The sequence below is a fragment of the Nocardia sp. CA-145437 genome, assembly GCF_050956485.1.
In the GTDB taxonomy this organism is placed as follows: Bacteria; Actinomycetota; Actinomycetes; order Mycobacteriales; family Mycobacteriaceae; genus Nocardia.
Map to the genome: position 1 here is coordinate 3017553 of NZ_CP191204.1, position 26475 is coordinate 3044027.

The 26475-nt window shown below is 68.8% G+C and carries 24 protein-coding genes and 1 pseudogene; 16 read left to right on the top strand and 9 right to left on the bottom strand.

Annotated elements, in window-relative coordinates:
* Nucleotides 1-68: 68 nt before the first annotated feature.
* From ACQPYY_RS13985 to ACQPYY_RS14000, 4 genes are all read left to right on the top strand, one after another.
* On the top strand, nucleotides 69-737 hold the full coding sequence (locus tag ACQPYY_RS13985; RefSeq protein WP_433594065.1) for a hypothetical protein: 669 nt from the start codon (nucleotides 69-71) through the stop codon (nucleotides 735-737).
* A gap of 543 nt (nucleotides 738-1280) precedes the next feature.
* Nucleotides 1281-2183: a pyridoxal 5'-phosphate synthase lyase subunit PdxS gene (pdxS, locus tag ACQPYY_RS13990; RefSeq protein WP_033089600.1), complete on the top strand. Its 903-nt coding sequence runs from the start codon at nucleotides 1281-1283 to the stop codon at nucleotides 2181-2183.
* Nucleotides 2184-2522: 339 nt separating this feature from the next.
* Nucleotides 2523-3365, top strand: coding sequence for an MHYT domain-containing protein (locus ACQPYY_RS13995; protein ID WP_433594066.1), 843 nt, complete (start codon nucleotides 2523-2525; stop codon nucleotides 3363-3365).
* An 89-nt stretch (nucleotides 3366-3454) separates the two neighbouring features.
* Nucleotides 3455-3895 (top strand): SRPBCC family protein, encoded by a 441-nt coding sequence (locus ACQPYY_RS14000; protein WP_433594067.1) that lies wholly within the window; start codon nucleotides 3455-3457, stop codon nucleotides 3893-3895.
* 22 nt (nucleotides 3896-3917) lie between these two features.
* Here ACQPYY_RS14000 and ACQPYY_RS14005 read toward each other — a convergent pair whose 3' ends face one another.
* The 4 genes and pseudogenes from ACQPYY_RS14005 to ACQPYY_RS14020 all read right to left on the bottom strand — a co-directional run bounded on the left by ACQPYY_RS14005 (nucleotide 3918) and on the right by ACQPYY_RS14020 (nucleotide 7845).
* Nucleotides 3918-4529: a hypothetical protein gene (locus tag ACQPYY_RS14005; RefSeq protein ID WP_433594068.1), complete on the bottom strand. Its 612-nt coding sequence runs from the start codon at nucleotides 4527-4529 to the stop codon at nucleotides 3918-3920.
* Between the two features lie 316 nt (nucleotides 4530-4845).
* A complete protein-coding gene (locus ACQPYY_RS14010; protein WP_433594645.1) occupies nucleotides 4846-5664 on the bottom strand; it encodes a PaaX family transcriptional regulator C-terminal domain-containing protein in 819 nt (272 codons plus the stop codon).
* Between the two features lie 64 nt (nucleotides 5665-5728).
* Entirely contained in the window at nucleotides 5729-6931 is a 1203-nt protein-coding gene (locus ACQPYY_RS14015; RefSeq protein ID WP_433594069.1) for a saccharopine dehydrogenase family protein, read from the bottom strand.
* A gap of 25 nt (nucleotides 6932-6956) precedes the next feature.
* Nucleotides 6957-7845: pseudogene (locus ACQPYY_RS14020) on the bottom strand (alpha/beta hydrolase family protein).
* A gap of 89 nt (nucleotides 7846-7934) precedes the next feature.
* On the opposite strand from ACQPYY_RS14020, the gene ACQPYY_RS14025 reads away from it, so the two are divergent.
* Nucleotides 7935-8786: an acyl-CoA thioesterase gene (locus ACQPYY_RS14025; protein WP_379097545.1), complete on the top strand. Its 852-nt coding sequence runs from the start codon at nucleotides 7935-7937 to the stop codon at nucleotides 8784-8786.
* A gap of 60 nt (nucleotides 8787-8846) precedes the next feature.
* Here the strand turns inward: ACQPYY_RS14025 and ACQPYY_RS14030 are convergent, their stop codons facing one another.
* Nucleotides 8847-10589: an APC family permease gene (locus ACQPYY_RS14030; protein ID WP_433594070.1), complete on the bottom strand. Its 1743-nt coding sequence runs from the start codon at nucleotides 10587-10589 to the stop codon at nucleotides 8847-8849.
* 304 nt (nucleotides 10590-10893) lie between these two features.
* Here ACQPYY_RS14030 and pdxT point away from each other — a divergent pair, with 304 nt between their 5' ends.
* The 5 genes from pdxT to ruvB all read left to right on the top strand — a co-directional run bounded on the left by pdxT (nucleotide 10894) and on the right by ruvB (nucleotide 14870).
* Nucleotides 10894-11517: a pyridoxal 5'-phosphate synthase glutaminase subunit PdxT gene (gene pdxT / locus ACQPYY_RS14035; protein ID WP_433594646.1), complete on the top strand. Its 624-nt coding sequence runs from the start codon at nucleotides 10894-10896 to the stop codon at nucleotides 11515-11517.
* 53 nt (nucleotides 11518-11570) lie between these two features.
* Nucleotides 11571-12323: a YebC/PmpR family DNA-binding transcriptional regulator gene (locus ACQPYY_RS14040; RefSeq protein WP_357285273.1), complete on the top strand. Its 753-nt coding sequence runs from the start codon at nucleotides 11571-11573 to the stop codon at nucleotides 12321-12323.
* Nucleotides 12324-12513: 190 nt separating this feature from the next.
* Nucleotides 12514-13158 carry a crossover junction endodeoxyribonuclease RuvC gene (gene ruvC / locus ACQPYY_RS14045; RefSeq protein WP_379097549.1) on the top strand — a complete coding sequence of 215 codons (645 nt, stop codon included), beginning with the start codon at nucleotides 12514-12516 and terminating at the stop codon, nucleotides 13156-13158.
* Nucleotides 13155-13760 carry a Holliday junction branch migration protein RuvA gene (gene ruvA, locus ACQPYY_RS14050; RefSeq protein ID WP_357083645.1) on the top strand — a complete coding sequence of 202 codons (606 nt, stop codon included), beginning with the start codon at nucleotides 13155-13157 and terminating at the stop codon, nucleotides 13758-13760. The genes ruvC and ruvA overlap by 4 nt, the downstream gene beginning before the upstream one ends.
* 6 nt (nucleotides 13761-13766) lie before the next feature.
* Complete coding sequence (gene ruvB / locus ACQPYY_RS14055; protein ID WP_379097554.1) at nucleotides 13767-14870, top strand: Holliday junction branch migration DNA helicase RuvB; 1104 nt, start codon at nucleotides 13767-13769, stop codon at nucleotides 14868-14870.
* Between the two features lie 50 nt (nucleotides 14871-14920).
* Here ruvB and ACQPYY_RS14060 read toward each other — a convergent pair whose 3' ends face one another.
* A complete protein-coding gene (locus ACQPYY_RS14060; protein ID WP_433594071.1) occupies nucleotides 14921-15889 on the bottom strand; it encodes an NADP-dependent oxidoreductase in 969 nt (322 codons plus the stop codon).
* Between the two features lie 70 nt (nucleotides 15890-15959).
* Here ACQPYY_RS14060 and ACQPYY_RS14065 point away from each other — a divergent pair, with 70 nt between their 5' ends.
* Nucleotides 15960-16943 carry a GlxA family transcriptional regulator gene (locus ACQPYY_RS14065; protein ID WP_433594072.1) on the top strand — a complete coding sequence of 328 codons (984 nt, stop codon included), beginning with the start codon at nucleotides 15960-15962 and terminating at the stop codon, nucleotides 16941-16943.
* Here the strand turns inward: ACQPYY_RS14065 and ACQPYY_RS14070 are convergent.
* Nucleotides 16924-17619, bottom strand: coding sequence for a FadR/GntR family transcriptional regulator (locus tag ACQPYY_RS14070; protein ID WP_433594073.1), 696 nt, complete (start codon nucleotides 17617-17619; stop codon nucleotides 16924-16926). The two genes, ACQPYY_RS14065 and ACQPYY_RS14070, sit on opposite strands and share 20 nt — an antisense overlap.
* A 156-nt stretch (nucleotides 17620-17775) precedes the next feature.
* Here ACQPYY_RS14070 and ACQPYY_RS14075 point away from each other — a divergent pair, with 156 nt between their 5' ends.
* Genes ACQPYY_RS14075 through ACQPYY_RS14085 form a run of 3 tightly spaced genes read left to right on the top strand, consistent with a single transcriptional unit; the run spans nucleotide 17776 to nucleotide 21670 of the window.
* Nucleotides 17776-18915 carry an acetamidase/formamidase family protein gene (locus tag ACQPYY_RS14075; RefSeq protein ID WP_433594074.1) on the top strand — a complete coding sequence of 380 codons (1140 nt, stop codon included), beginning with the start codon at nucleotides 17776-17778 and terminating at the stop codon, nucleotides 18913-18915.
* The gene (locus ACQPYY_RS14080) at nucleotides 18915-20111 is read left to right on the top strand and encodes an amidase family protein (protein WP_433594075.1); all 1197 of its coding nucleotides are present in this window, start codon (nucleotides 18915-18917) and stop codon (nucleotides 20109-20111) included. The genes ACQPYY_RS14075 and ACQPYY_RS14080 overlap by 1 nt, the downstream gene beginning before the upstream one ends.
* Nucleotides 20112-20134: 23 nt before the next feature.
* Nucleotides 20135-21670, top strand: coding sequence for a DUF222 domain-containing protein (locus tag ACQPYY_RS14085; RefSeq protein ID WP_433594076.1), 1536 nt, complete (start codon nucleotides 20135-20137; stop codon nucleotides 21668-21670).
* Between the two features lie 523 nt (nucleotides 21671-22193).
* On the opposite strand, the gene ACQPYY_RS14090 is transcribed toward ACQPYY_RS14085, so the two are convergent.
* Nucleotides 22194-23477, bottom strand: coding sequence for an amidohydrolase family protein (locus ACQPYY_RS14090; protein WP_433594077.1), 1284 nt, complete (start codon nucleotides 23475-23477; stop codon nucleotides 22194-22196).
* Nucleotides 23478-23559: 82 nt separating this feature from the next.
* Entirely contained in the window at nucleotides 23560-24246 is a 687-nt protein-coding gene (locus ACQPYY_RS14095) for a GntR family transcriptional regulator (RefSeq protein WP_433594078.1), read from the bottom strand.
* A 207-nt stretch (nucleotides 24247-24453) separates the two neighbouring features.
* Here ACQPYY_RS14095 and ACQPYY_RS14100 point away from each other — a divergent pair, with 207 nt between their 5' ends.
* Together ACQPYY_RS14100 and ACQPYY_RS14105 are read left to right on the top strand one after the other, a co-directional pair.
* Nucleotides 24454-25197 (top strand): sulfite exporter TauE/SafE family protein, encoded by a 744-nt coding sequence (locus ACQPYY_RS14100; RefSeq protein ID WP_379097580.1) that lies wholly within the window; start codon nucleotides 24454-24456, stop codon nucleotides 25195-25197.
* A gap of 56 nt (nucleotides 25198-25253) precedes the next feature.
* Nucleotides 25254-26453 (top strand): amidohydrolase, encoded by a 1200-nt coding sequence (locus ACQPYY_RS14105; protein ID WP_379097583.1) that lies wholly within the window; start codon nucleotides 25254-25256, stop codon nucleotides 26451-26453.
* Nucleotides 26454-26475: the final 22 nt, after the last annotated feature.

Genomic DNA, 26475 nt, shown 5'->3' on the forward strand with positions numbered 1-26475 from the left:
CGTCCGCCGGAGCCGATCCGCGGTTACGGTGGGCCGATCAATGGTGATCTGTGGCAAGGACTTACGGCATGAAGTTGATGTACGCGTTGTGGGGTGCGGATCTGGGGGAGCGGCTGCGGGGCGAGCAGCTGCGCAAAGAGCTGACCGGGCTGGGGGTCAGCGCCTTGCAGGTGAACGTCCGGGACGCCGACGTGGAGGCCGCCCAGGTGCGGCACACCACCTATGACGCGCCGATCGACGCCATCGTCAGCGTGTGGACCGAGGGTGACCACGAGGCCGTGACGGCCGCGCTGCGGGCGGTGGCCGACGACGTCAACGGGTGGGTAGTGCACGAGCGCCGCCCGATCGAACCGCCCGAGGTCGCCGACGGCGAGCGCACCGACGCACTGGCCAATATCGCCATCCTGCGCATCCCCGAGAACCTCACCCGCGAGGAGTGGCTGCACAACTGGCACGTCCTGCACACCCCGGTGGCCATCGAGACCCAGGACACCTTCGGCTACGTGCAGAACACCGTCGCCCAGGCCGTCACCGAGGGCAAGCAGGTCGACGCGCTCGTCGAGGAATTGTTCCCGATGGCCGCCATGACCAGCGCGCACGCCTTCTACGGCAGCGGCGGCGACGATGCCGAACTGCAGCGCCGGGTCACGGCCATGATGGAGAGCGTGGTCCGGTTCGGGGCGCACCTGAACCTGGACCTCGTCCCCACCAGCCGCTACTTCTTTCAGCTGAGCTGAACGTTCACCGGTCTCGAGCGCTCAGCCGAAGAACGAGCTGCGCACCGGGCCCGGTGAATTCACCGGGCCCGGGAGCCCAGCTGCCAGGTGTCCCGGGTGGTGGCGACGAAATCGGCCAGGACCTGGTCGGGGTCGGGCGGAGTGCGATCGTCCCCCGAGTCCGGGGTGCCGTCGGCTTTGTGCGGTCCGCCAATTCGGCTGTGATCGAGGCCATTTCATCGACGGGGAGGGTGTCGGCGATCCGGCGCAGTGTGCGTGCCGGGCCGCTCACATCGTCCGCGGCGAGCAGCGCGCGGACCTCGTGCGATTCACTTGTCATCGCCGTCGATCCCGGCGGGCGAGGCGTGTTCGGGTCAACGAGTATTTGCGACGCGGTAGCCCCGGAATTGTGACGCCCGTCATTCCGGTGCAGGTGGGCAGTCCAGTCGTGTCGGACTGGCTATGAAGTGGCCTGAACCCGCAGCCTAGAATCGTGGTGTTCGATTCCGAGCCGGTGTTCGAATTCAAACGATCCGATTGGCCCACATGACCCAGGAGTTTGCCGTGACCACGCCCGACACCACGCCCACCATCGGTACCGCCCGCGTCAAGCGCGGCATGGCCGAGATGCTGAAGGGCGGTGTGATCATGGATGTCGTCACGCCGGAGCAGGCCAAGATCGCCGAGGACGCCGGCGCGGTCGCCGTCATGGCGCTCGAGCGGGTTCCGGCCGACATCCGTGCTCAGGGTGGCGTGTCCCGCATGTCGGATCCGGACATGATCGACGGCATCATCAACGCCGTCTCCATCCCGGTCATGGCCAAGGCTCGGATCGGCCACTTCGTCGAGGCGCAGATCCTGCAGTCGCTCGGCGTCGACTACATCGACGAGTCCGAGGTGCTGACCCCCGCGGACTACGCCAACCACATCGACAAGTTCGCCTTCACCGTCCCGTTCGTGTGTGGCGCCACCAACCTGGGCGAAGCGCTGCGCCGTATCACCGAGGGCGCGGCCATGATCCGCTCCAAGGGTGAGGCCGGCACCGGCGACGTCTCCAACGCCACCACCCACATGCGCACGATCCGCGCCGAGATCCGCCGCCTGACCTCGCTGTCCAAGGACGAGCTGTACGTGGCCGCCAAGGAACTGCAGGCCCCCTACGAGCTGGTGTGCGAGGTCGCCGAGACCGGCAAGCTGCCCGTCGTGATGTTCACCGCCGGTGGCATCGCCACCCCCGCCGACGCCGCCATGATGATGCAGCTCGGCGCCGAGGGCGTCTTCGTCGGCTCCGGCATCTTCAAGTCCGGCAACCCGGCCGAGCGCGCCGCCGCCATCGTCAAGGCCACCACCTTCCACGACGACCCCGACGTCCTGGCCAAGGTCTCGCGCGGCCTGGGCGAGGCCATGGTCGGCATCAACGTCGAGGAGATCCCCCAGCCCCACCGCCTCGCCGAGCGCGGCTGGTAATCCTCGCCGAGCGCGGCCGGTAATCGATTCGGCCGCAGCCTGATTCACACCGCCGGGTGGTCCTCGTGACCACCCGGCGGTTTTTCATTGTGCGCGAGGGACTTTCGGCCCTATTGAGTTTGCGGGATGGGTGCTAGCTGTCAAGGGCGGCAGACGTGGAGCGTGGCGGGGCGTGGGGGTGTCCATACCGGTGGCTACCTGCGTGCATACCGGCTGGCAAACTGTGATCGCTTTTCGGGCAGTGGGGTTCGGCAAATTTACTACCTGGTGTTTCGTGGCTAGGGTTCGGCTGAGTCACCGGTGAACAGTCAAATATCGTGTTTCTGGCAAGGAGCCCGCATGCTGGCGATCGACCATTTCACCTATGGCTGGCTGACACCCGTCCTGGCCTATGTCATGTCCGTTACCGGCTCGTTGCTGGCCCTGCGGTGCATGGTGCGGGCGCGGAATCAACAGGGGCACGGCGGGTGGATCATCACCGGGGCGATCGCGCTCGGGGGGACCGGGATCTGGGTCATGCATTTCATCGCGATGCTGGGGTTCTCGGTGCAGGACAGCACTATTCGGTACAACGTGCCGATCACACTGCTCAGTGCCGCCATCGCGATGGGGGTGGTGTGGCTGGGGCTCTACATCGTGGTGCATCAGCACGGGGAGGCGTTCGCGTTGATCACCGGCGGGACCATCACGGGGCTCGGGGTGGGGGCGATGCACTACTCGGGGATGTACGCGATGAAGACCGACGCGATGGTGGCGTACGACCCGTGGGTGGTGTTGCTGTCCATCGTGATCGCGGTGGTCGCGGCCATCGCGGCGCTCTGGTTCACGCTGCACGTGAACGGCATCATCTCCACGGTCAGCGCCGCGCTCATCATGGGGGTCGCGGTATGCGGCATGCATTACACGGGGATGTTCTCGATGCACGCGCACATGGCGGCGCACATGCACGCGCCGTCGGGGGCGCAGCCCGCGCAGTTGCTGACGCCGTTGATCATCGCGGTCAGCATGGCGACCATGATCCTGCTGTTCCAGGTCGGGATCACCGAGATCGACGAGCCGGATCTGAGTCGCATCCGCGGGCAGTACGCCAGCCGGTTCTGGCCCGCGCGCCGCGCCGGGAGCGCCCCCTCGGCCGAGGAGTATCCGACCGACACCTTCGACGCCCGGCATCGGCAGTGGTGAGACACACCGCGACGGTCGTGGCCTGACGGTCCGGTTGCTGGTGTCATGAACGCCAGCATCGCTCCGCACACCCCGGGGAAAGGACCGTCATGCCCACCGCGACCCGCACGGTGACCATTGCCCGCCCGATCGACCAGGTCTTCGCGTTCTTCGCCGACACCACCAACAGCGCGCGGTGGCGCAGCGGCGTCAAGGAGATCACCGCCGAGGGCGTGCCGGCCGTGGGCACCATCTATCGCCAGACGGTCTCCGGGCCGGGCGGGCGCGGTATTCCCGCCGATGTCGAGATCACCGAATACCTGCCGAACCGGGCGGTGGTGCTGCACGGCATCGCCGGACCGCTGCGGCCCACTGTCAGCTACACATTCGTGCCGGTGGGAGACGCCGCCACCGAAGTGACCTTCTCGCTGTCGGCGCAGTTGTCCGGCCTGAAGAAACTGCTCATGAGCGGCCCGGTCCAGAAGACGATGACCGCGGAGGTCTCAGGGCTGGATCGCGCCAGGATATTGCTCGAAACCGGGGCCGCCTGAGACTCTTCGACCGCGCCCGGACCTACCCGGCCTGCACGGCCGGGCGGTCGGGGTGGTCCCAGGCGACGAGAATGTCCGGTCGCTCGGTGTGCTCGCGCTGATATTCCACCAAGCCGTCCACGGTGAACGCCTGCTCCGGATCGGTCCGCCGCCGCAGCGCCCCCTCCGACATGCGCAGGGAGACAGTCAGATCGAAGTCCAGGCCCCGCCCGAGGAGCATGGGCCCGGCGACGAACAACACCGTCGAGCCGGCGGCGTCCCGAATCTGGGCGCGGGCCGACCGGTCGGTGCGCTCGTTCCACAACGCGGGCAGGAATCGCCCGCTGTCCCGAAGCGATTTCACGACTTCGCGATTCACGGCGGCATAGTCGAACCACCCTGTTCGATAGGTGAATTCACTGTCCCGGTCGTATTCCAGCCGCACCGACGCCGGTCGCACGAAGTCGTGCAGAGAAATCACCTCGGCCGGACGCCCGCGCGTCCGCAGCACGTCGGCAACGCCACTCGCCACCCGCAGCGGCTCGGCGGCATCCGCACCGTCCACCGCCACCACCGCGTATCCCGGCAGCGCCCCGGCCCGCTCGGCGATCAGCTCGAGCAGCGCGTCCGGAGCGAGGGCAGTGAAATCGGGCACTGCACCATCTTGCTGGAAGTCTCACACCCGACGCCCGTGGGGGCAACGGCCACCGACCACCACATGGCCTGGGCGTCGCCCGCGGCCTGCCCGGTCATCGGGCGCGACCCCCGGACGGCTCCCACCGTGATCGGCGAGCTCCCCTGGCGCGAACCCGCGCACCGGCGTCAGGGCCGATCCCGCTGCACTGGGGCCCTTCTCGGCGCCGCCGAGCACCGAGCACTGCGGGCGCGGTGGTGATGGGGTGCTCACGGCGGCCGTTGTGTGGGAGTCACTGAATGCGAGGTGTGCGCATTGTGCCGAGCCGTGCGTTCGGTCAGCGGCGGGGTGTTGTGTCGGTGATCTCCGAGACCGCGTCCGCGTACCAGCGGAACAGGCGGATCGGCGGCAGAGGAGCGGCGTCCAGGGCTGCCCAGCATTCGGCGACCACCGCGCGCGCGGCCGCGCCGATCCAGGGCTGGGGGAGCAGTTCGGGCGGTAGCAGCGGGTCCGGGTTGTGGGCGCGGTCGAATTCGGCCGCCAGGGTGATGGCGAGGGTGACGCGTTCGGTCTCCTGCGCGGTCGGAAGGGCCGAGCGCACGTGTTCGGCGATGCCGAGGAGGCGTTCGTGGCCGGCCGCGAGCCGGTCGAGCGGCCACAGGTGGGCTGCCAGCGCACGCGCCGCGGTGGATTCGCCGACGGTCAGGTCGCGGGTGGAGAAGGTGGTGAGGGAGCCTGCGATACCGAGTTCGCCTGCTGCCGAACGGATTCGTTCCTCCCACGGGTGCGCCGAGGCGTACAGGCCGCCCTGGATCGGCGCGCCGCCGAGTTCGACGATGGTGTTGCGCATGGCATCGCGTGCCGTCCGGTCGGTCTCGGGCACCGCGAACGCCGCCACATGCCAGACGCCGTCCCAGCCGGCCCGCCCGCGGTCCTGCGCGTACATCAGTCGCAGGTACTCGAGCTCGGGTGCGAGCACCGCGCGGGTGTCCTCGGTGGCGCGCAGGAGCGCCTTGCGGCCGCGACCCTCGTGCGTGAACAGCCCTTCGGCGACAACCCTCTTGATGCACAACCGAACCTGCTGATCGGTCATGCCGAGCGCGGCCGCGACATCGTAGAGTTCGCCGGCGTCGATGGTGGCGTCCTCGCGGATCATGCTCTCCACGAGCGACCGGGTGGGAATCTCGGTGGCCGGAATCAGGTCGTCCACTGTGTACACCTCACTGTCCGGCCGGTTCCTGCTCGATGACCACCGGTGACGCGCCGCCGAATTCGCGTCCCAGATCGGCGAAGAAGCGGGGCGCGTCGATGACGGCCTCCGGCGGGTGCACGCCCGGGCGGCGGGCACAGCCGTCGATGACCTGGGACATACCCAGTGCCAACGGGATCCCGGTCGCTCGCGCCATATCGGCGAACAGCCTATCGAGACCGCAGGCGGCGTTCGGGTCCAGGTGTGCCAGCACCCGGTGCTCGCGACCGGCGCGCCGGCCCGAGACGGTGGCGAAGAAGGGCGGCAGATTGCCCGGCCCTCTGGTGCGCAGCGCGGTGGGCACCGAGTGGGCGATCCGGCCCAGCGACGGGCGCGCGAGTTCTCGTGCGGCGGCTTCGTCGGTGAGCTTCCCGGCGTCGATGTCGCGGCGCAGCATGTCCAGGTAGGCCAGCGTCGTGGGCGTCACCACCATCAGATTGGCGGCGTCGCCGACCGGTTTCAGGCTGCGCTGCAAGGTGATCGGCTCGGGATGGCCGACGGTGTAGGCGGTGCCGTGCCGCCCGCCGGGCAGGGTGAGCTCGACCGGGCGCAGCGGGCGCTGGGAGACCAGACGTCCCGCTGTCACCGCCGCGATGGTGCCGCTGCTCTGCCGCATCCAGTGCACGGCCGCGGCGGTCGGCTGCCCGCCGGTGAGCAGCGACTCGTCCTCGCCCGCGCCCGGAACATCCACCGGCCACGCGGTATACGCGTCGTGGACGGTGTCGAGCTCGGCCGCCGCCAGCGCGGCCAGCAGGTTGCTGATCCCGGGGCTGGCTCCCATGCCCACGATCGCGCACACCCCGGCCTCGCGCGCCGCGTCGTCGAGCCCGAGCATGTCGAGCGTCGGTTCCCAGTCGTCGCAGATGTCGAGATAGTGCGTGCCGGTGTCGATGGCCGCGCTCAGCACGGTGCGGCCGAAACGGTAGTAGGGGCCGACGGTGTTGAGCACCAGGTCCGCTCGGGACAGCGCGTCGCGCAGGGTGGCCGCGTCGGTGACATCGACGGTGCGCGCGGCGACCGGTACCCGCGCCGCGGCGAACCGCCGGGCGGTGGCGGCGGCCGCGTCGCCGTCGCGATCGGCGATCACGATGTGCTCGACGCCGAGGAGGGTGGCGGCGGTCTCGACGGCGGCGGCTCCCATCGCGCCGGCCGCGCCCAGGGCGAGGACTTTCATGGCGGTGCTCCCGTGACTCGGTGGTTCAGTGTTTCGAAGGATCGGCGGCGAAGTCGCGCAGCGCGTCGAGATAGCCGGGGGCGTACAGGGATCGGGGCGCGAACCGGGCGACCAGGAAGGACCGGACGCTGTCGGGCTTGTCCAGCTCGAACGTGACGATGTTGTGCGAGGCGTCGGGATAGGTGCGCACCGTGTGCAGGCTCGCGGGCATCGACTCGCGGTACACGCGCGCGGTCTCGGCGACGTCGACATGGAGATCGCGCTCGCCCAGTGCCAGCAGCGTCGGAACGCGCACCCGTGGCAGGGCTTCGGTGATATCGGCGAGGTAGTTCTTGCCGACGAACCGCCACCGATCCTCGGACATCGGCGGGGAATCCGTGGTGGCCGTGCGATATCGGGGATAGTCGGCGCCCTCGCGCAAGAGGGTCAGATCGTTCTCGCGCCGCAGCTGGTCGGCGAGCTCGTCCGCGGAGGCGTTGCGCTGATCCAGCTCGGCGCGCAGGTTGTATTCGCCCTGCCGGATCCAGTTGATCGCCGGACCGGCGAGGATCATGAACCGTAGTTCCGGGTGCCGGGCCGCGACCTCGGGCAGCACCCATCCGGCTTGGCTGATGCCCCACAGGCCGATGCGCTGCGCGTCGATCTCGGGGCGTCCGCGTGACCAGGCGATGGCCGCTTCGGTCGCGGTCGGCGGTGGCCACCCCGTCGCCGTGGACGAAAACCACGAGTCCGAAGGGGCCGTCACCCTTTTCGGGTAGCGCCAGGGTGCCGTGCAGGGGCTGTGCTCCGCCGGTGATGGTGACCTGTTCGGTGCGAATGTCGAAGTCGTGCTGCACGACGACGCATCCGCCCGCCGACAACAGCAGGGCGGCAACGCAACTCGCGGCGATCAGGAGGCGGCGCTTCCGGGACATGATTCTATCATATCAGAAACGATCGTACACACATTGATAGATTGCTCCGGTTGTTAGCCTGAGCGGGACAAACGCGAAGGGACGGGTGCATGGCGACGATCGAAGAGGCGCTCGAAATAGAGCAACTCGAACGCGACATCTTCCGCGGCGCGTCCATCAAGACGCAGCTGCCCCGCACATTCGGCGGGCAGGTGGCCGGACAGGCGCTGGTGGCGGCCGTCCGCACGGTGGATCCGCACTATCAGGTGCATTCGCTGCACGGGTACTTCCTGCGGCCCGGTAACCCGGAGCGGCCCACCGTCTACATGGTGGAACGCATCCGTGAGGGCCGCTCCTTCTGCACCCGCCGGGTGACCGGGGTGCAGAACGGCGAGGCCATCTTCACCATGTCGGCCTCGTTCCATGTGGGCGACGAGGGGCCCGAGCATCAGGATCAGATGCCCAACGTCCCGCCGCCCGCGGACCTGCCCGACGCCAAGGAGTCCATGAGCCCGGAACGGCTGTGGGCCATGCGCGAATGGGAGCACTGGGACATCCGCACCATCCCGCAGGACGAGGTGGACCGCCGTGGCGGCCTGGCCGCCCAGCAGCAGGTGTGGTTCCGCTACCGGCACCCGCTGCCCGACGACCCGCTGTTCCACGTGTGCACGCTCGCCTACATGAGCGATATGACCCTGCTCGGCTCCTCGAAGGTCATCCACCCCGACGAGCCCACCCAGAACGCCTCGCTCGACCACGCCATGTGGTTCCTGCGCCCGTTCCGCGCCGACGACTGGCTGCTCTACGACCAGCAGTCGCCCTCGGCGGGCGCGGGCCGGGCGCTGACCGGCGGCCGGATCTGGAACCAGGCCGGGGAACTGGTGGCGGTCGTCATGCAGGAGGGGCTGACCCGCACCCTGAAGGATCCGCAGGCGCAGTCGTACCCGCCCGGAACCGCCTGAGCGACAAACGAATCGAGCACGCCGCCGGTGGAATCCGGCGGCGCGCTCGTTGTTTCGCGATCAGGCGGTCTGCACCCGCAGGTGACACACGACGGTGTCGTTCATCTTGCGCAGCACCCGTTCCAGCTCGTCGCTGCGATGGCTGGGCAGCACGTGATTCCATCCGGCGGGCGGCTCGACCTCCGCGATCACCACCACCTTGCGGCGCCCGGCGAAATGGTCGGCGACGTAGCGCGCCACCGGGCCGCCGACGGTCGAATCGCCGTCCTCGAGCAGGACCAGGCGCACGTCCGGATGCCAGGTCTCCCATTCCTTGGTGAAGACGGTGATGTTCTCGCCCGGCAGGCACACGTGCACCGCGGTCACGTCCCGGCCCAGCGACATCGCCGCCGAGAGCGCCTCCCGGCTGAGCTCCGACACCTCCGACACCGGCACCACGATCGCGGTCTCGGTGGCCTTCGGCTCGGCGGGCACGCAGCCCGCGCCCCGGCAGCCGTCGATGCGGGTGTAGATGGTCCGAATCCGTTCCATGGCGGCCACCAGCAGCGGCAGCACCACCACGATCATCCACGCGCCCTCGGTGAATTTCATTGCGGTGGTGACGATCAGCGCCACGAAGGTGAGCGCCGCGCCGAAACCGTTGAGGACGGCACGCCACTGCCGGCCCGGGCCACGCACCGCCAGCCAGTGCCGGACCATCCCGGCCTGGGCGATGGTGAAGCCCACGAACACGCCGATCGCGAACAGCGGCACCAGTGCGTTCATATCGCCGCCGGAGCCGACCAGCAGCACCGCCGACGAGATGCCCAGCGTGAGCACACCGAAGCGGTACACCTGCCGCTGTGAGCTCACCGCGAACCGGTGCGGCAGGCTGTTGTCGTCGGCGAGGATCTTGGTCAGTGTCGGCAGGCCGCCGTAGGAGGTGTTGGCGGCCAGGGCCAGCAGGATCACCGTCGCGAATTGCACGATGTAGTAGGCGATGCCGTGACCGAGCGCGGCTTCGGTCAGCTGCGACAGGACGGTGGTGCCCTCGATCGGGTGAATCGCGAACTTGCCGATCAGGGTGGCCAGTCCGATCAACATGACGCCGAGCAGCGCACCGAGCGCCACCTCGGCCCGCTGCGCGCGCTTGACTTTGGGCTCGGCGAAGCTGGGTACGGCGTTGGCGATGGCCTCGACACCGGTCAGCGCCGCACAGCCGCTGGAGAACGCCTTGAGCAGCAATAGGATTCCGATGGTGCGCGCGTTCTCGGAGACCGCGGCGCCGGTGGCGACGGTCGCCGGTTCCGTGCGCAGCAGCCCGGCGACGATCACGGTGAGGATGCCCAGCACGAACACCACGGTCGGGGCCATGAAGGCGCGGGCGCTCTCGCGGATGCCGTAGAGATTGAGCACCGTGATGCCCGCCAGCACCGCCAGGCAGATCCAAACCGTGTAGGGGAACAGCTGTGGGAACGCCGATGTCAGTGCGGCCACACCCGCGGCGATGGATACCGCGACGTTCAGCACGTAGTCCACGATCAGTGACGCCGCGGCCACCAGACTGGTTCGCCGCCCGAGCCGTGCCTTCGCCACAGCGTACGCGCCGCCGCCGTTCGGGAAGGCCGCGATGACCTGCCGGTAGGAGGCGATCAGGACCGCCAGCAGCACCACGATCGCCAGCGTGACCGGCACCGTGAAGCCCAGTCCGGCCGCACCCGCGGCGGCCAGGACCAGCACGATCGCCTCGGGTCCGTAGGCGACCGAGGCCATCGCGTCGAGCGAGAGCCCGGCCAGCCCTGTAGCCACCGTCAGCCCGTACATGGACCGACTCGGACCACGCCGGGATCGCGTCCGGCTGTTCGAGGACGGGGAACGCAGGAGGGAAGGCCGCGTCTGCCGATGGTGCGATGAGGTCTGCCCGGGCCGTGACGTCGGCTGCCCGGAGCGGGATTCGGTCAGCCCGGGCTGCGCGGAGGGGGAATGGTCTCCGCCGCGCGGCCCGGGCGAGGTTTGCGGAAGTACATCGGTCACATCCGCGAGTGTTCACCCGAAATCCCCGGTGGACACGCGTCCTGACGAAACCCTGACGCCCTGGGTGAGCAGGGCCACACACCCCGGCAAACGTATGCTCGACGGCGTGAAACCGACGATTGGTGTGCTGGCCCTGCAGGGCGATGTGCGCGAACACCTGCACGCTCTCGAGGCCTGTGGTGCGGAGGCGGTCCCGGTGCGCCGGGAATCCGAGCTCGCCGCCGTCGACGGACTGGTCATCCCCGGTGGCGAATCCACCACCATCAGCAAACTGCTGGAAGTCTTCGAGCTGCTGGAGCCGCTGCGGCAGCGGCTGCGCGACGGCCTGCCCGCCTACGGGTCGTGCGCGGGCATGATCCTGCTGGCCTCGGAGGTGCTCGACACCCGCCCGGACATGCAGGCGCTGCACGGCATCGATATGACGGTGCGCCGCAATGCCTTCGGTCGTCAGGTCGATTCCTTCGAGACCGATCTGGATTTCGCGGGCCTCACGGACGGACCGGTGCGGGCGGTGTTCATCCGCGCGCCGTGGGTGGAGCGCGCCGGTGCCGGCGTCGAGGTGCTGGCGCGAGTGCCGTCGGGTCCGGCCGCGGGCCGGATCGTGGCGGTGCGGCAGGGCAATGTCATCGCCACGTCCTTCCATCCGGAGGTAACCGGTGATCTGCGGGTCCACAGGCTGTTCGTCGACACCGCGGTGCGTCCGCGCGCCGGGGTCTGACGTACGCTCGAATGTCGGAAACCATTCAGCCCCCTGAAACGAGGAAGTAGGGAATGAGCGGCCACTCCAAATGGGCCACCACCAAGCACAAGAAGGCCGGGATCGACGCGAAGCGCGGCAAGCTCTTCGCCAAGTTGATCAAGAACATCGAGGTGGCGGCCCGCACCGGTGGTAGTGACCCGGACGGCAACCCGACGCTGTACGACGCCATCCAGAAGGCGAAGAAGTCGTCGGTGCCCAACGACAACATCGAGCGCGCGCGCAAGCGCGGCGGCGGTGAAGAGGCGGGCGGCGCGGACTGGCAGACCATCATGTACGAGGGCTACGGCCCCAGTGGTGTCGCCCTGCTGATCGAATGCCTCACCGACAACCGCAACCGCGCGGCCGGCGAGGTGCGTCTGGCCGTCACCCGCAACGGCGGCAATATGGCCGACGTCGGTTCGGTGTCGTACCTGTTCTCCCGCAAGGGTGTCGTGGTGCTGGACAAGGCCGGGCAGTCCGAGGACGACATCCTCGATGTGGTGCTCGACGCGGGCGCCGAGGAGATCAACGACCTGGGCGACGAGTTCGAGGTGATCTCCGAGCCGGGCGACATGATCGCGGTGCGTTCCGCGCTGCAGAAGGCCGGGATCGACTACACCTCCGCCGAGTCCGGCTTCCAGCCGTCGGTGACCGTGCCCGCGGACGTGGACCTGGCCCGCAAGGTGTTCAAGCTGGTCGACGCGCTCGAGGACAGCGACGACGTCCAGAACGTCTACACCAATGTCGACATCAGCGACGAGGTGCTGGCCGAGCTCGACGCCTAGCGTCCGCTCTCACGAACCGGCATCGGCTCTCACGACGCGGGCCGCTTCCCTTCCGGGAGGCGGCCCGCGTCGCGTCTTCGCGGTGTGAGCGCTGGATCCGGCCCCCGACCGGCCGTGTCGATGGACAATGTCGCGGCGGGGGTCCGTTAGACTCTCGAACAGTTGTTCGTTCACGGTGAGAGGGGTTTCGGTGCGGGTGATGGGCGTCGACCCCGGGCTCACCCGGTGCGGTCTGTCCATGGTGGTCGGAGCTCTCGGCCGGCAGGTGTCCATGCTGGAGGTCGGCGTGGTGCGCACCCCACCGGAAATGGATCTGGCGCAACGGCTTCTGCGGGTCTCCGACGCCGCCGAGGCCTGGATGGACAATCACCGGCCCGAAGTCGTCGCCATCGAACGGGTCTTCTCCCAGAACAATGTCCGCACCGCCATGGCCACCGCGCAGGCGGGCGGCGTGATCGCCCTCGCGGCCGCGCGCCGCGGGATCCCGGTGCACTTCCACACCCCGTCGCAGGTGAAAGCCGCGGTCACCGGCAACGGTTCGGCGGACAAGGCGCAAGTGACCGCGATGGTGACCCGTATCCTCGGGCTGTCCGTCGCACCGAAACCCGCCGACGCCGCCGACGCGCTCGCCCTGGCCATCTGCCATTGCTGGCGGGCGCCCATGCTGGATCGCATGGCCAAGGCGGAGGCGATGGCCGAGAAGCAGCGGCGGCTGTACGAGGAAAGGCTTGCCCAGCAACGCGGTAACGGCCGCCCTCCGCGCAGCGGAGACGGCCAGCGCGGTGCTGGTTCCCAGCGTGGTGAATCTCCGAATCGGAAGGCGGTAACGCGGTGATCGCGTCGGTGCGCGGCGAGGTGCTCGAGATCGGGCTCGACCATGTGGTGATCGAGGCGGCGGGAGTCGGCTACCGGCTCAACGCCACCCCGGCGACCCTGGCCGGATTGACCCGCGGCGAGGATTCCCGCCTCTACACGACCATGATCGTGCGCGAGGACTCCATGACGCTGTTCGGCTTCGCCGACACCGAGGCGCGAGAGTTGTTCGGGCTGTTGCAGACCGTATCCGGCGTCGGCCCGAAGCTGGCCATGGCGGTGCTCGCGGTGCTGGAGCCCGAGGCGCTGCGCAAGGCGCTCGCGGAATCGAACGTGACCGCGCTGACCCGGGTGCCCGGTGTCGGCAAGCGCGGCGCCGAGCGCATGGTGGTGGAGCTGCGCGACAAGGTGAATCTGGTTCCGGTGCAGTCCGGTCCGCCCGGATCGGGTCCCGCGCCCATGGTCACGCCGGTGCGTGAGCAGGTGGTGGACGCGCTCATCGGTCTCGGCTTCCCGGCCCGGCAGGCCGAGGGCGCCGTCGACGCGGTGCTCGCCGACGAACCCGGCATCGGCACCTCCCAGGCGCTGCGCACGGCGCTGGGCCTGCTCGGCAAGAATCGATAACCGGTCATGGCAGAGGATTTCGACGACTTCGACGACGCGGGCTTCGACGCGGACGAATCCAGCGTCACCGCGAGCTATCTGCAGTCCGACGGCGAGATCGAGGCCAGCCTGCGCCCGAAGTCGCTCGACGACTTCATCGGCCAGCCGCGGGTGCGCGAACAGCTGGCCCTGGTGCTGCGCGGCGCGAAACTGCGCGGCGGCACCCCCGACCACGTCTTGCTGTCGGGCCCACCGGGTCTGGGCAAGACGAGTATGGCCATGATCATCGCCGGTGAACTCGGCACCGCCCTGCGCCTCACCTCCGGCCCCGCCCTGGAACGCGCCGGCGACCTCGCCGCCATGCTCAGCAACCTGGTCGAGGGCGACGTCCTCTTCATCGACGAGATCCACCGCATGGCGCGCCCCGCCGAGGAAATGCTGTACCTCGCGATGGAGGACTTCCGCGTCGACGTGGTGGTCGGCAAAGGCCCCGGCGCCACCTCGATTCCCCTCGACATCGCCCCGTTCACCCTGGTCGGCGCGACCACCCGCTCGGGCGCGCTGACCGGCCCGCTGCGCGACCGGTTCGGTTTCACCGGCCACATGGACTTCTACGAGCCGCTCGAACTGCAGCAGATCCTCGAACGCTCGGCCCGAATCCTGGGCGTACGCCTGGAATCCGACGCCGCCGCCGAGATCGCCGGACGTTCCCGTGGCACGCCGCGTATCGCGAACCGCCTGTTGCGCCGCGTGCGCGACTACGCGGAAGTCAAGGCCGACGGCCTCGTCACTCCCGAAATCGCCCACGCCGCACTCGCGGTGTACGACGTCGACTCCCTCGGCCTCGACCGCCTGGACCGCGCCGTCCTGAGCGCCCTGATCCGCAGCTTCAACGGCGGCCCGGTCGGCGTGTCCACCCTGGCCGTCGCCGTCGGCGAGGAAGCGACCACGGTCGAGGAAGTCTGCGAACCGTTCCTGGTGCGAGCAGGTTTGGTGGCCCGCACACCCCGCGGCCGCATCGCCACCGCCGCCGCCTGGGAGCACCTGGGCTTGGTCCCGCCCCCGGACCTGGTCTTCGGTTCCATCGAGGTGCGGCGGCACGAACCGCAGATGGACCTGTTCGAGCCGTAGGGCGGTGCCGCACCGGCCGTCTCGCGACAGCCGGTGCGCGTCGCGCGCCGTCAGCCCACGGTGAGAACCAATTTGCCGACGGTGTGGCCGGTTTCGCCCAGGGCGTGCGCCGCGGCGGCCTCGGCGAGCGGGAACACTCCCGCGAGGGCGGGCCGCAACGCACCGGTCTCGGCGAGCTCGCGCAGCGCGTTCATGCCCGTGTGATCGGCCTCGACCAGCATGACCGCGGCCCGGACGCCGAGTTCCTCGGCCGCGGCCTTCAGATGGTCGGTGCCCAAGGCGCGCAACGTGACCAGGAGGCCGCCGGGGCGCAGGGTCCGCAGTGAGCGCAGCGCGTGGTCGGCGTCGATGGGGTCGAGAACCACATCGATATCGCGCAGCCTCTCGGCGAAATCGGTGGTGCGGTAGTCGAGTACCTCGTCCGCGCCGATGCTCCGCAGGAAATCGTGATTGGTCGCGCTCGCGGTGCCGATCACGGACGCGCCGCGGGCCTTGGCGATCTGTACGGCGAAGTGGCCCACGCCCCCGGCGGCGGCGTGGATCAGGACCCGCTGCCCGGCCACGACATTCGCGGTGTCGACCAGGGCTTGATAGGCGGTCAGTGCCGCCAGCGGGATCGCGGCCGCCTCCGGGTGCCCCAGATTGGCGGGCTTGCGGGCGAAGGCGCGGGCCGGTGCGGTGACGAATTCGGCCGCCGCGCCGTGCCCGTGCGGGTACGGCAGCATGCCGAACACCTCGTCACCGGGCTCGAACAGGGTGACGCCGACACCGGTGGCGACCACCTCGCCCGAGACGTCCCAGCCCAGCACGGACGGGGGTGCGGGCAGGAACAGCCCCGCGCGGGCACGGTGCCCCCAGTCGGTCGGGTTCAGCGCGGTGGCGCGAACCCGGACCAGCAGCTCGCTCGGACCGGGCTGGGGCACCGGCACTTTCACCTCGTGCAGGACCTCGGGTCCGCCGAGCACGTCCTGTCCGATGGCCGTCATGGTGGTGGGGAGGGTGTAGTCCTTGTCGCTCATGCCTCTCAGCCTGCCGTCAGGGGCGGGCCCGGGAAATGGCATGATCGCCATTATTCGATAGGATCGTGCCATGGAGTCGGAGGTTGCTCGGCCGCACACCGTGGTGGTGCTGGCGCTCGACGGGGTGTATCCGTTCGAGCTCGGCATCCCGAACCGGGTGTTCGGGACCGCGGACGGGCGGTACCGGGTGATCACCTGCTCGCTCGACGGTCGACCGGTGCGCAGCAGCTCGGACTTCGATATCGCGGTGGCGCACGACGCGCGCGTGCTGGAAAACGCGGACACCGTGGTGATTCCGCCGTGCGATGTGAATCCGATCCTGGAACAGGGACTGCCGCACGAGGTTTCGGCGGCGCTGGCGTCGATCCGTCCCGGTACGCGACTCGTGTCCATCTGCACCGGCGCTGTCGTGCTCGCCGCGGCCGGACTGCTCGACGACCGGCCCGCCACCACCCACTGGAACATCGCCGACCGCTTCCAGCGAGCCCTTCCGGGCATCCGCGTCGACCCCAACGTGCTCTACGTCGACGACGGCGACCTCCTGACCTCCGCGGGCGCGTCCGCCGGAGTCGACTTGTGCCTGCACCTGATTCGCGGCGACCACGGCAGCGAGGTCGCGAACGCCGTCGCGCGGCGGTGCGTCGTCCCGCCGTGGCGCGAGGGCGGGCAGGCGCAATTCATCGAGCAGCCGGTCCCGCCGCCGACAGCCGCGGGCACGGCCGAGGCCCGGCAGTGGGCACTGGAAAACCTGCACCGGCCACTGACCATGGCCGACCTCGCCGATCGCGCGCGCATGAGCGGCCGCACCTTCGCGCGACGCTTCCGCGACGAGGTCGGGACGAGTCCCGGCCGGTGGCTGATCCAGCAGCGCGTGTTCCGGGCGCGCGAACTACTCGAATCCACAGAGCTTTCCGTGGACCGGATCGCCGGTGAGGTCGGGTTCGCGACCGGCGCCTCGCTGCGACAGCATCTGCACGAGGCGATCGGCGTCGCACCGCTGGCCTATCGCCGCACCTTCCGGAGCGAAGCGGTGCTCACCGGCGCGGGCGGCTGACCTCGCGAACCTCACGCAGGTGCTGTTCCATCGCCGCCGCCGCGCCCGGGCCGTCGTGGGCCGCGACGGCAGTGTAGATGCGGTGGTGGCCGTCTATGGACAGGGCGCGGGCGTGGCGGGTGCGGTGGGAGAGGGCTCGGGTGCGGCGGGTCCAGTCGGTGGTCATGGTGCAGAGGGTTACCAGCAAGGGGTTCTGGGCGGCGCGGGCGAGGAGGGTGTGGAATTCGATGTCGAGGCGCAGGGATTCGGCGGGGGAGAGTGCGTCGCTGGAGCGGGCCAGGACGTCGTCGAGCGACAGCAGGTTGGATTCGACGGCGCGGAGCGCGGCCAGTTCGGCGATGCGCGGTTCCACCAGGTCGCGGAGTTCGATGGCGTGGCCGAGCTCGATATCGAGATCCGCGAGCCCGCCCGCGAGATCACCTGCCCGGCGCGGGTTCTCGATGACGGTGCTGCCCCGGCCCTGACGGCGTTCGATGAGCTGCTTGGATTCCAGCTCGAACATGGCCTGCCGCAACGAGGATCGCGACACGCTCAAGCCGGCCGCCAGCTCGCGTTCCGGCGGCAGCCGATCCCCGGCCCGCAGTTCCCCGCGGGTGATCAAACCCTCCAGGTGCGCCGCGACCTCCGCGCTGACGCTGCGTGCGCGCCGGCGGAGCGGCGGAATCGATGCCGTCACGCCCCGAGTCTAAATCCCTTCCCAGGCAGACCATTTCGGGTAGGTAAAACGGCAGTTACGTTAGGTTTCGTGGCCCCGCACCGCCGGTCGGGCCGACTTATGGTCGGCATATCGGATGGTCCGACCAATGCTGGCCGGGTAGGGAAGGTAGGGCGCGTGACGTCGATTGTGCGGGGGTTCGCCCCGGCGTTTCCGGTACTGCAACCGGGGGCGGGGATAGGGGACGCCGGGTATCTGCCGGTCGACCCCACGGCGGTGCTGTGGGGGCGGCTGCCGCGAGTCGGCGACAAGCCGGTGGCGACCGTCGAGGCGGGCGGGACCATCGTGGTCGACACCGTGAGTCACGAAGGGATTCTGGAGGATCAGGGGTCCGATCCGCTGGTCTACTTCGGGCGGCACGGGGTCGAGCGGGACCAGGTGCTCGCCGACGCGATCGAGGTGGCCGGAACCCGCCGGCGGGACTCGCTGGCGGGGCCGCACATCATCACCGGGCCGATCGCGGTCGCGGGCGCGAAACCGGGGGACCTGCTCGCAATCCGGATCGACGCGCTGGCCATGCGTGCGCCCTATGGCGTCGTATCCACTCGGCACGGACGTGGTGTGCTGGCAGACAAGCCCGGGTTCGACGGCAATTACGGGCAGTTCTGTGCCGTCGAAGAGCGGGGCGGGGCCTGGTACGGGACGATGCCGCTGCATCCGGATCGGCCGGGGCAGGCCGGGTTTCCGCTGCACCCGTTCCTGGGCATCATCGGCGTCGCGACCGATACGGATACGCGGGTGTCGTCGGTGCCGCCCGGGGCGCACGGCGGCAATATCGACATCCGGAGGCTGACGGCGGGGGCGACACTGTTTCTGCCGGTGCAGGTCGCGGAGGCGCTGTTCTATATCGGGGATCCGCACTTCGCCCAAGGGAACGGGGAAGTGGCGCTCACCGCGCTGGAAGCGCCGCTGCGGGCCACGTTGACGGTCGATGTCATTCCGGCGGCCCAGGTCGCGGCCGGGCTGGGGCGGGGAATCGGACCGTTCGCGGCTTCACATGGGTTATTGATCCCGACGGGTTTGAGCGAGGATCTGAACCAGGCGCTGGAACTGTGTGTCCGGAACGCCATCGAGCTGGTGGTGTCGCTGTTCGACGCGGATCCGCAGCAGGCGTATCTGTATCTCAGTGCCGCGGCGGATTTCACTATCTCGCAGGCTGTGGACCAGGTGCGGGGTGTGCACGGTGAGGTGCGGGTGGCGGACTTCGCCGGTCATGCCGCTACCGAGCTGGCCAGGCGCGTGCTGGCGAGGGTTTGATGACGGCGGCACGCGAATCGGCCGAGCAGACAGCCGAGTTCGATCCCCGGGTGTGGCGGGAGCGGGGCGCGCCGCTGGTTGCCGCTACCGGTGACGGGGTGCTCAGTGGACACACCGTGGCGGTGAAGGATCTTTACGCTGTCGCCGGGTATCCACTCGGCGGCGGGGTCCCGGAGTTTCTGGGAGCGCCCATGGATGCGCATGCACCGGTCGTCGCCTCTCTGCTTGCGGCCGGGGCGGATATCGCCGGGATCGCGCAGACCGATGAATTCGCCTACAGCATCACCGGCGGCAATGGGCGCTATGGGATGCCGATCAATCCGGCTGCTCCGCAGCGGATTCCGGGTGGATCATCGAGCGGATCCGCGGTGGCGGTCGCACGCGGGGAGGCCACCATCGGGTTGGGAACCGACACGGCGGGATCGATTCGGGTGCCCGCGGCGTATCAGGGGCTGTGGGGGATGCGAACCACGCACGGGAGCATCTCCACGGCGGGACTACTGCCGCTGGCGGAGTCCTTCGACACCATGGGCTGGATGACACGGGACCTGGACACGCTGCGAGCGGTCGCGGAATGCCTGCTACCCGAACAGAATTCGGGACCCTACGAGCTCATCGTCGACCCAGACTTGTGCGCTGTGGCCGATGCCGAGGTCTCCGAAGCCGGCTTGAAGGCGGCCCGGCAGCTCGGTGCGGTCGACTACCGCCTGAACGCCGACCTCGAATCGTGGTTCACGGCATTCCGGACAGTGCAGGCGTTCGAAGCCTGGAGGAACCACGGCACGTGGATCTCGGCGCATCCGGGTTCGCTGGAATCGGAAGTGGCGCAGCGGTTTCACATCGCCTCGACAGTTACTGCGGAGGACGCGTGCTCGGCGCGCTCGGTGCTTCGGGATGCGGCGGGCGTGCTTCGGGATGCCTTGCGTGGGCGTTTTCTTGTGTTGCCGACGGTCGCTACGCTTCCGCCGCTTCGGGTGGCATCCGCTGGGGCGTTGGAGTCGGGGCGGGCGCGGACGTTGCATTTGACGTGTTTGGCGTCGATTGTGGGCGGGCCGGCGGTTAGCTTTCCCTTGGCGAGGATCCGGGGAATTCCGAGTGGTTTGTGTTTGGTTGGGGCGCCCGGTACGGATTTGAATGTGATTTCGATATTGGGTGAAAAGATAAGGGATACTGGACATTTCGGGTTCCCGGCGTGATCGAACCGGCGTAAAATTGGGGCATGGATTCGAATGGGGTGACACTCGACGACTGCGGTATCGCTGAACTGGCGGCCGCGGTGGCGACCCTGACCGGATCTGTTCAGGGTGGGAAGATGGTGGAGTTCTCCGACGAGGATGTTGTGTCGTTGATGCGGCAGCTCGAAACCTGTAAGCGTCAGCTCGCCGCTCTGGATACCCCTCTGATCATCGAAGCCGGAGAACGGTCGCTGCATTCGCGCAGTGGCGCGGGGAAGATGGTGCCGTTTCTGCGTCACACCCTCGGGCTGTCCCGTTATGACGCGTCGGTGCGGGTGAAGGTCACTCACCACTGTGGGGAATTCGTGCAGCAGACGGGCCATGTCGCGCCGCCGGTGTTGCCTATGGCGGCTGAAGCGTTTGCGGCGGGTGAGATTTCGCGTGATCATGTGCGTCACATCATGGATGTGATGAACCACCTGCCCCTTGATGTTCCCGCTGAGGCTCGTGCTGAGGCCGAGCAGATCCTGGTCGATTACTCCCGTAACGGGTGGCCGGATGATCTGTTGAAGATCGGGCGTGACATTCTCGCGCGCTTGGATCCTGATGGGAAGGTCGTCTCCGACGCGGATCGTCGTCGCCGTCGCGGGATCACGTTGTGCCGTCCCGGTGTGGACGGGATGACGCGGATCGAAGGGTGGATCACCCCCGAGCTGCGGGCGCTGCTGGACGCTGCTTTTGCGAAGCTGGCGCGGCCCGGTATGTGCAACTTGGAGGACGCTGAGAGCCCGACCGCGCGTGACGGTTTCATCGAGAACGCGGTCCTGGATGCTGCTGCCGGTCGTGACCGTCGTGATGCGGGGCAGCGCACCCACGATGCGTTGTTCGCGTTGCTGCAGCCCGGTGTGGATGTGAGTGATCTGGGTTCGCATCGTGGGATGCCGGTCCAGGTTGTGTTCACGATGAGCTTGTCGGATTTCGAGAATGGGACCGGGGTCGCCACCACCGCCTCCGGGACCCAGGTGTCAGTCGCCGAGGCGATGAAGATGGCCGCGGACTCGCACCCGGTGATCGCGGTTCTCGACGGCGACGGGATGCCGCTGTATCTGCAACGCTCCCGCCGCACCGCCAGCGAAGCCCAACGCCTCGCACTCCTGGCCCGCGACAAAGGATGCACCCGACCCGGGTGTGAGCAACCAGCCAGTATGTGCGCAGCCCACCACATCACCGACTGGGCCAAGGGCGGGCCGACCGATATCGACAATCTGGCGTTCGCGTGCGATCACTGCCACGCGTTGATCAATGATGGCCCGGATGGGTGGAAAACCGTTGTGATGGGTAAAGATTCGCCCTACGCGGGCCGAACGGGGTGGATCGCTCCGAAGAGTGTTGATCCCACCGGCACCCCGCGTGTGAACGATCGTCATCACGTGGGGCAGGTGATCGCTGCTGCGGTCGATTCGAGTTGCCGGCAGTGGCGCTCACGGGTGTCGTCGAAACCGAGCCGTTCGTGCCTGACCGGCGTGCGCAAAGCTACGCGGGGTGTGGTCACCTCGCCTGCCCTGCCGGACTGGGGCTGACGCCGGGCCGGGAACCGCTACCCGCCGCCCCCGGCCCACGGACTACACGCATCACGAGAGAGAAGACCCGAAGAACCCTTGGACGACAAGCCACTTCGAGAAGCCCACCCGCCGCTGTCCCCCTACACCGGGACGATGCACGGCCGAACCTCGAGGAGGCTGGTAGGTGAGGGAGCTTCGTAAACTCGGCCACCCTCTCTTCCTGCTCCTGTCTTCTCCGGTGGGGGCTGGTAGGTGAGGGGCCCTCGCAAGCTCGGCCACCCTCTCTTCCTTCTCCTGTCTTCTCCGGTGGGGGCTGGTAGGTGAGGGAGCCTCGTAAACTCGGCCACCTCTCTTCCTGCTCCTGTCCTCTCCGGTGGCGGCTGGTAGGTGAGGGAGCCTCGTAAACTCGGCCACCTCTCTTCCTGCTCCTGTCCTCCCCGGTGGGGGCTGGTAGGTGAGGGGCCTCGCAAGCTCGGCCACCCTCTCTTCCTTCTCCAGGCGTCTTTTATCTTTGAGTTTCTCTGTCTTTGGGTTTTCGTTCTTAGGGTTCGGCTCGAGTCCCGACAAGCTCCCGAACCCGAGTGGTCCGAGCCGTCAAACGCCCACCCTTGAACACATAGTTCCGGTCAGGCCGATCGAGTAGCGCGTCAGCAACGCGATAGGTCGACAGCACCACGAGATCAGCCTCAGCCCCCACCCGCACGCCATATCGATCCGCGATCCCGATGGTCCGCGCGGCCTCAGTAGTGGCCATCCCGAGAATCCGATTCAAGTCCTCGGGCCCCGACAAATGCCCGGTCTGAGCCAGGAATAGCCCGATATCGAGCATGTCGGCATTCCCATACGGCGTGAAGGCGTTCCGAATGTTGTTGGACGAGTACGCAGTGGTCACCCCGGCCTCCCACAGCTCCCGAATCGGCGCGATCCCACGACGCACATTGGCGACGTCCGACCGACCACCCAGATGCATGTCCGTCGCAGGAAGTGGAACCACGGAGATCCCCGCGGAGGCGAGACGCTCGAGTGTCAGTGCACGATCCGATGGAGATCGACCGGCGAGGGACGTCATGTGCCCCAGCGTCACTCGACCATGACGGCTGGTGAGCTCGGTGACCGAGGCGATGTAGTCCGCCATGGCGTACCGCGGATCGGTGGCGTCGTCGGCGAAGTCGGCGTGAATGTCCAGGGGGACATCGAATTCGGCGGCCAGATCGAAGATGAGGTCGATGTGGCGGCGGCAGTTCTCCACAGTGCGCTCGTTGTACGCGCAGCCACCGAGTACATCAGCGCCCGCGTGCAGGCTTTCGCGCAGCAGGTCGAGAGTGCCGGGGGACTGGAGGATGCCCTCCTGGGGGAAGGCGACGATCTGGAGGTCCAGGCGGTCTCGGTACTCCTCGCGGAGGTCGAGCAGTGCGGTGACGCCGCGGAGACCGACGATCGGGTCGACGTCGGGGTGAGCGCGAATGGCGGTGGTGCCGTTGGCGATCGCCATGTCGAGTACGCGGCGGGCCCGGTCGCGGATGGCGGCCACGGTGAAGCCGCGTTTGAGTTCGGCGGTGACGCTGATGGCTCCGGCCAGGGTGCCGTCGGGATTGGACTTCTCGGCGTCCAGGAGTGCCTTGTCCAGGTGGACGTGGGATTCGACGAGGCCGGGGATGACTACGCGGCCGGCGCAGTCGATCTCCTCGGCGCCGCGCTCCGGGAGCTTGGGGCCGATCGCGACGATGGCGCCCTCGGAGATCGCGATGTCCACCAGGTCCGCGTCGTCGGCGATGCGGGCGGCCCGCAGCAGCAGATCCACCTGGCGCGGAGTCGAATCCGTCATGGCTACCTCCCGGAAACGAAAGTGACTCCGTTTGTATACGAGAGCCGTGTTTCGTCCGGGGGCGGCAATTGCTTCCCCGGTGTTACGAAGCGCGCGGAGCCGAACCGGGCTGTGGCGCAGGGTCTTCGGCGCGCTGCCGGAACCGGTAGGCGGTGGCGGCGTGGGCGATGTGGGCGGTGACCACGGCGGCGGCGCGGTCGGGGTCGCCGGCTTCCAGAGCGGCGCAGATCTGTTCGTGCTCGTGCCAGGAGTCGGTCGCGCGGCGGGGGAGTTCGACCGAGTAGACCCAGGCGATCTTCCAGCTCAGCTGCATGATCAGCTGCGCGAGCAGGGTACTTCCGGACGCCTCCGCGAGGACCTCGTGGAAGCGGCTGTTGAGGCGAGCGAGCTCGTCGAGACGGCCCGCACGCACGGCGTCCTGGCCGAGGGCCGTGAGCTCCTTCAGGCGGCCGAGCTGCTCCGGGGTGCGCCGGACGGCGGCGCGGGACGCGCACAGCGGTTCCAGGCGAGCCCGGATCTCCAGGAGGTCCGCGGCCTCGTCCTCGGTCAGTGCCGCCACGAAAACACCTGCGTAGGGCCGTGACGAGGCGAAACCCTCGGCTTCCAGGGTGCGCAGCGCCTCCCGGACCGGCACCCGGGACACCCCGTAGCTCTCCGCGAGCGCGTCCTCGGTCAGGCGCTGGCCGGGGGCGTAAGCGCCGCGAATGATGTCGTCACGGATGGCGCGACACAGTTGTTGCGGTGTCATACGCCCGGCGGTGCTGGTCACGGCAGCCTCATCAGGGATTCGGTGGAACAGGGAGTTGCATACGATCCATCGTGGCCTCGGCCGACGGGATGTGGCAAATCTACTGTATCCGCCCGAAAGTCACTGGACGGCCGTCGTATTCACGGGTCCGACTGCGCCACAGCGTTTTCGGGTCGCCGTCCTGCGGCAGTTTGTATACGATGCGGCCATTCTGTTCGGAAGGAACTCATGGATCTCGCGCATCTCGTGCTCCTGTTCGCCGCCGGAGTAGGGGCGGGCGTCTGCAATGCCATCGCCGGGGGCGGCAGTCTGCTGTCGTTCCCGGCGTTGCTGGCCACGGGGCTGCCGCCGGTCACGGCGACGGTCACCAACTCGGTGTCGGTCTGGCCCGGCTATCTGGGCGGGGCCGCCGCGCTGCGCAAGCGGCTCGACGAACACCGCACCCTGGTCCCGGGGCTGGTCCTCACCGGCGTGGTGGGCGCCACCGGCGGGGTGATCGCGCTGCTGGCCGCACCGCCCAAGGTGTTCGCGGCGCTGGTGCCCTATCTGATTCTCGCCGCCACCGCGCTGTTCGCGGCGCAGCCGCTGGTGTCGCGCAAACTGTCCGAGCACGGCGGGGACTCACGCCTGCGACTGTTCGCGGGCGTGTTCCTCGGCGCGGCTTACGGCGCGTACTTCAACGGGGGCATGGGGATCGTGCTGCTCACCGCGCTGGCCCTGGGGATCGATGCCTCGATCACCCGGCTCAACGGGTTGAAAAGCCTCCTCACACTCACGGTGTCGAGTACCGCGGTGATCGCGGTCGCGCTGTTCGGGCCCGTCGAGTGGTGGGCGGTCGCGGTGCTCGCCCCGGCCTGCCTGCTCGGCGGCGTTCTCGGCGCCCGGGTGGCGGATCGGCTGCGGCCGGGAGCCTTCCGGGCGGTGGTCATCGTGTTCGGCGTCGGGGCGGGCGCGGCCATGCTGCTGTCCTGACGTTGTTCGGCCCCCCCTCCGTTCTCCCTTCTCCTACGACACAGGTGGTGTATCTCATGAACGATCTCCTGCTCCGCGGCGGCCGGCCCTGGACGCCCGGTACGCCGGTCACGCTCGCCGACATCCTGATTCGCGACGGGCGGATCGCCGCGATCGGGGACGGGCTCACCGCCGACGGCGTCGAGTCCGTGGATCTGGCGGGGGCGCTGGTGCTCCCGGGCCTGGTGGACTCGCACTGCCACCTCGACAAGACCATGTACGGCGGGCCGTGGGTGCCGAACACCGGCGGCGGCACGCTCGCCGGGCGGATCGCCAACGGTGAGGGCCGCCGCGACGAACTCGGGCTGCCGAGCGCCGACTACGCGTCGAACCTGCTGGGGGCCATGGTGTCCGCGGGGACCGCGCACGTGCGCAGCCACATCGACATCGATCCCGAAGTCGGGTTGCGGGGCGTGGAAGCGGTGCGGGCGGCCGCGGCCCGGCACGCCGATCGGGTGGACGTCCAGCTCGTGGCCTTCCCCCAGGGCGGGTTGCTGACCCGGCCGGGCACTGCCGAGCTTCTCGAAGCCGCGCTCGCCGACGGGGTGGAGGTGGTCGGCGGGCTGGATCCCGCCGGGTACGACGGGAATCCGGCCGGGCAGCTGGATGTGCTGTTCGACCTCGCCGAGAAGTACGGGGCGGGCATCGACATCCACCTGCACGACCGTGGCGCGCTCGGCGCCTGGCAGTACGACCTGATCGTGGCTCGCACCAAGGCCACCGGTCTGGCGGGCCGGGTCACCATCAGCCACGCCTACGCGATGGGCGAGCTGGAGCCGGGCGAACAGCGCCGGATCGCGGAAAGCCTCGCCGAGGCCGGGGTTTCGATGGTGACCTGCGCCGTCGGGAGCGCGCCCGTGGTGCCGGTCCGGGTCATGCACGCCGCCGGGGCCGGGCTGGCCCTCGGCAATGACGGCATCCGGGACCTGTGGACCCCCTACGGTGACGGCGACATGCTGCGCCGGGTCATGCAGGTGGCGTTCCGGGATCGCCTGGTCTTCGACGAGGACATCGAACTGGCCCTGGCCGCGGGCACCTACGGGGGAGCGGCCCTGCTCGGGATCGAGGACTACGGGCTGCGGGAAGGCGCGACCGCCGACCTGTTCACGGTGGACGCCGAAACACCCGCTGCCGCCGTGGTTTCCGTGCCGCGACGTTCGCTGGTGGTCAAGCGTGGCCGCGTGGTCGCGCGGGACGGCCGCCTGCTCGGCGACTGACCGCCGAACTGATCCACGCTGA

Bases quoted from the DNA above. Each gene is read 5' to 3' on its own strand.
- ACQPYY_RS14085 (WP_433594076.1), top strand. From the start codon at position 20,135: ATGGATTCGAATGGGGTGACACTCGACGACTGCGGTATCGCTGAACTG.
- ACQPYY_RS14000 (WP_433594067.1), top strand. From the start codon at position 3,455: ATGCCCACCGCGACCCGCACGGTGACCATTGCCCGCCCGATCGACCAG.
- ACQPYY_RS14080 (WP_433594075.1), top strand. From the start codon at position 18,915: ATGACGGCGGCACGCGAATCGGCCGAGCAGACAGCCGAGTTCGATCCC.
- ACQPYY_RS14025 (WP_379097545.1), top strand. From the start codon at position 7,935: ATGGCGACGATCGAAGAGGCGCTCGAAATAGAGCAACTCGAACGCGAC.
- ACQPYY_RS14040 (WP_357285273.1), top strand. From the start codon at position 11,571: ATGAGCGGCCACTCCAAATGGGCCACCACCAAGCACAAGAAGGCCGGG.
- ACQPYY_RS14015 (WP_433594069.1), bottom strand. From the start codon at position 6,931: ATGAAAGTCCTCGCCCTGGGCGCGGCCGGCGCGATGGGAGCCGCCGCC.
- ACQPYY_RS14090 (WP_433594077.1), bottom strand. From the start codon at position 23,477: ATGACGGATTCGACTCCGCGCCAGGTGGATCTGCTGCTGCGGGCCGCC.
- ruvB (WP_379097554.1), top strand. From the start codon at position 13,767: ATGGCAGAGGATTTCGACGACTTCGACGACGCGGGCTTCGACGCGGAC.
- ACQPYY_RS13985 (WP_433594065.1), top strand. From the start codon at position 69: ATGAAGTTGATGTACGCGTTGTGGGGTGCGGATCTGGGGGAGCGGCTG.
- ACQPYY_RS14060 (WP_433594071.1), bottom strand. From the start codon at position 15,889: ATGAGCGACAAGGACTACACCCTCCCCACCACCATGACGGCCATCGGA.
- ACQPYY_RS14030 (WP_433594070.1), bottom strand. From the start codon at position 10,589: ATGTACGGGCTGACGGTGGCTACAGGGCTGGCCGGGCTCTCGCTCGAC.
- ACQPYY_RS14065 (WP_433594072.1), top strand. From the start codon at position 15,960: ATGGAGTCGGAGGTTGCTCGGCCGCACACCGTGGTGGTGCTGGCGCTC.
- pdxT (WP_433594646.1), top strand. From the start codon at position 10,894: ATGCTCGACGGCGTGAAACCGACGATTGGTGTGCTGGCCCTGCAGGGC.
- ACQPYY_RS14105 (WP_379097583.1), top strand. From the start codon at position 25,254: ATGAACGATCTCCTGCTCCGCGGCGGCCGGCCCTGGACGCCCGGTACG.
- ACQPYY_RS13995 (WP_433594066.1), top strand. From the start codon at position 2,523: ATGCTGGCGATCGACCATTTCACCTATGGCTGGCTGACACCCGTCCTG.
- ACQPYY_RS14010 (WP_433594645.1), bottom strand. From the start codon at position 5,664: ATGATCCGCGAGGACGCCACCATCGACGCCGGCGAACTCTACGATGTC.
- ACQPYY_RS14100 (WP_379097580.1), top strand. From the start codon at position 24,454: ATGGATCTCGCGCATCTCGTGCTCCTGTTCGCCGCCGGAGTAGGGGCG.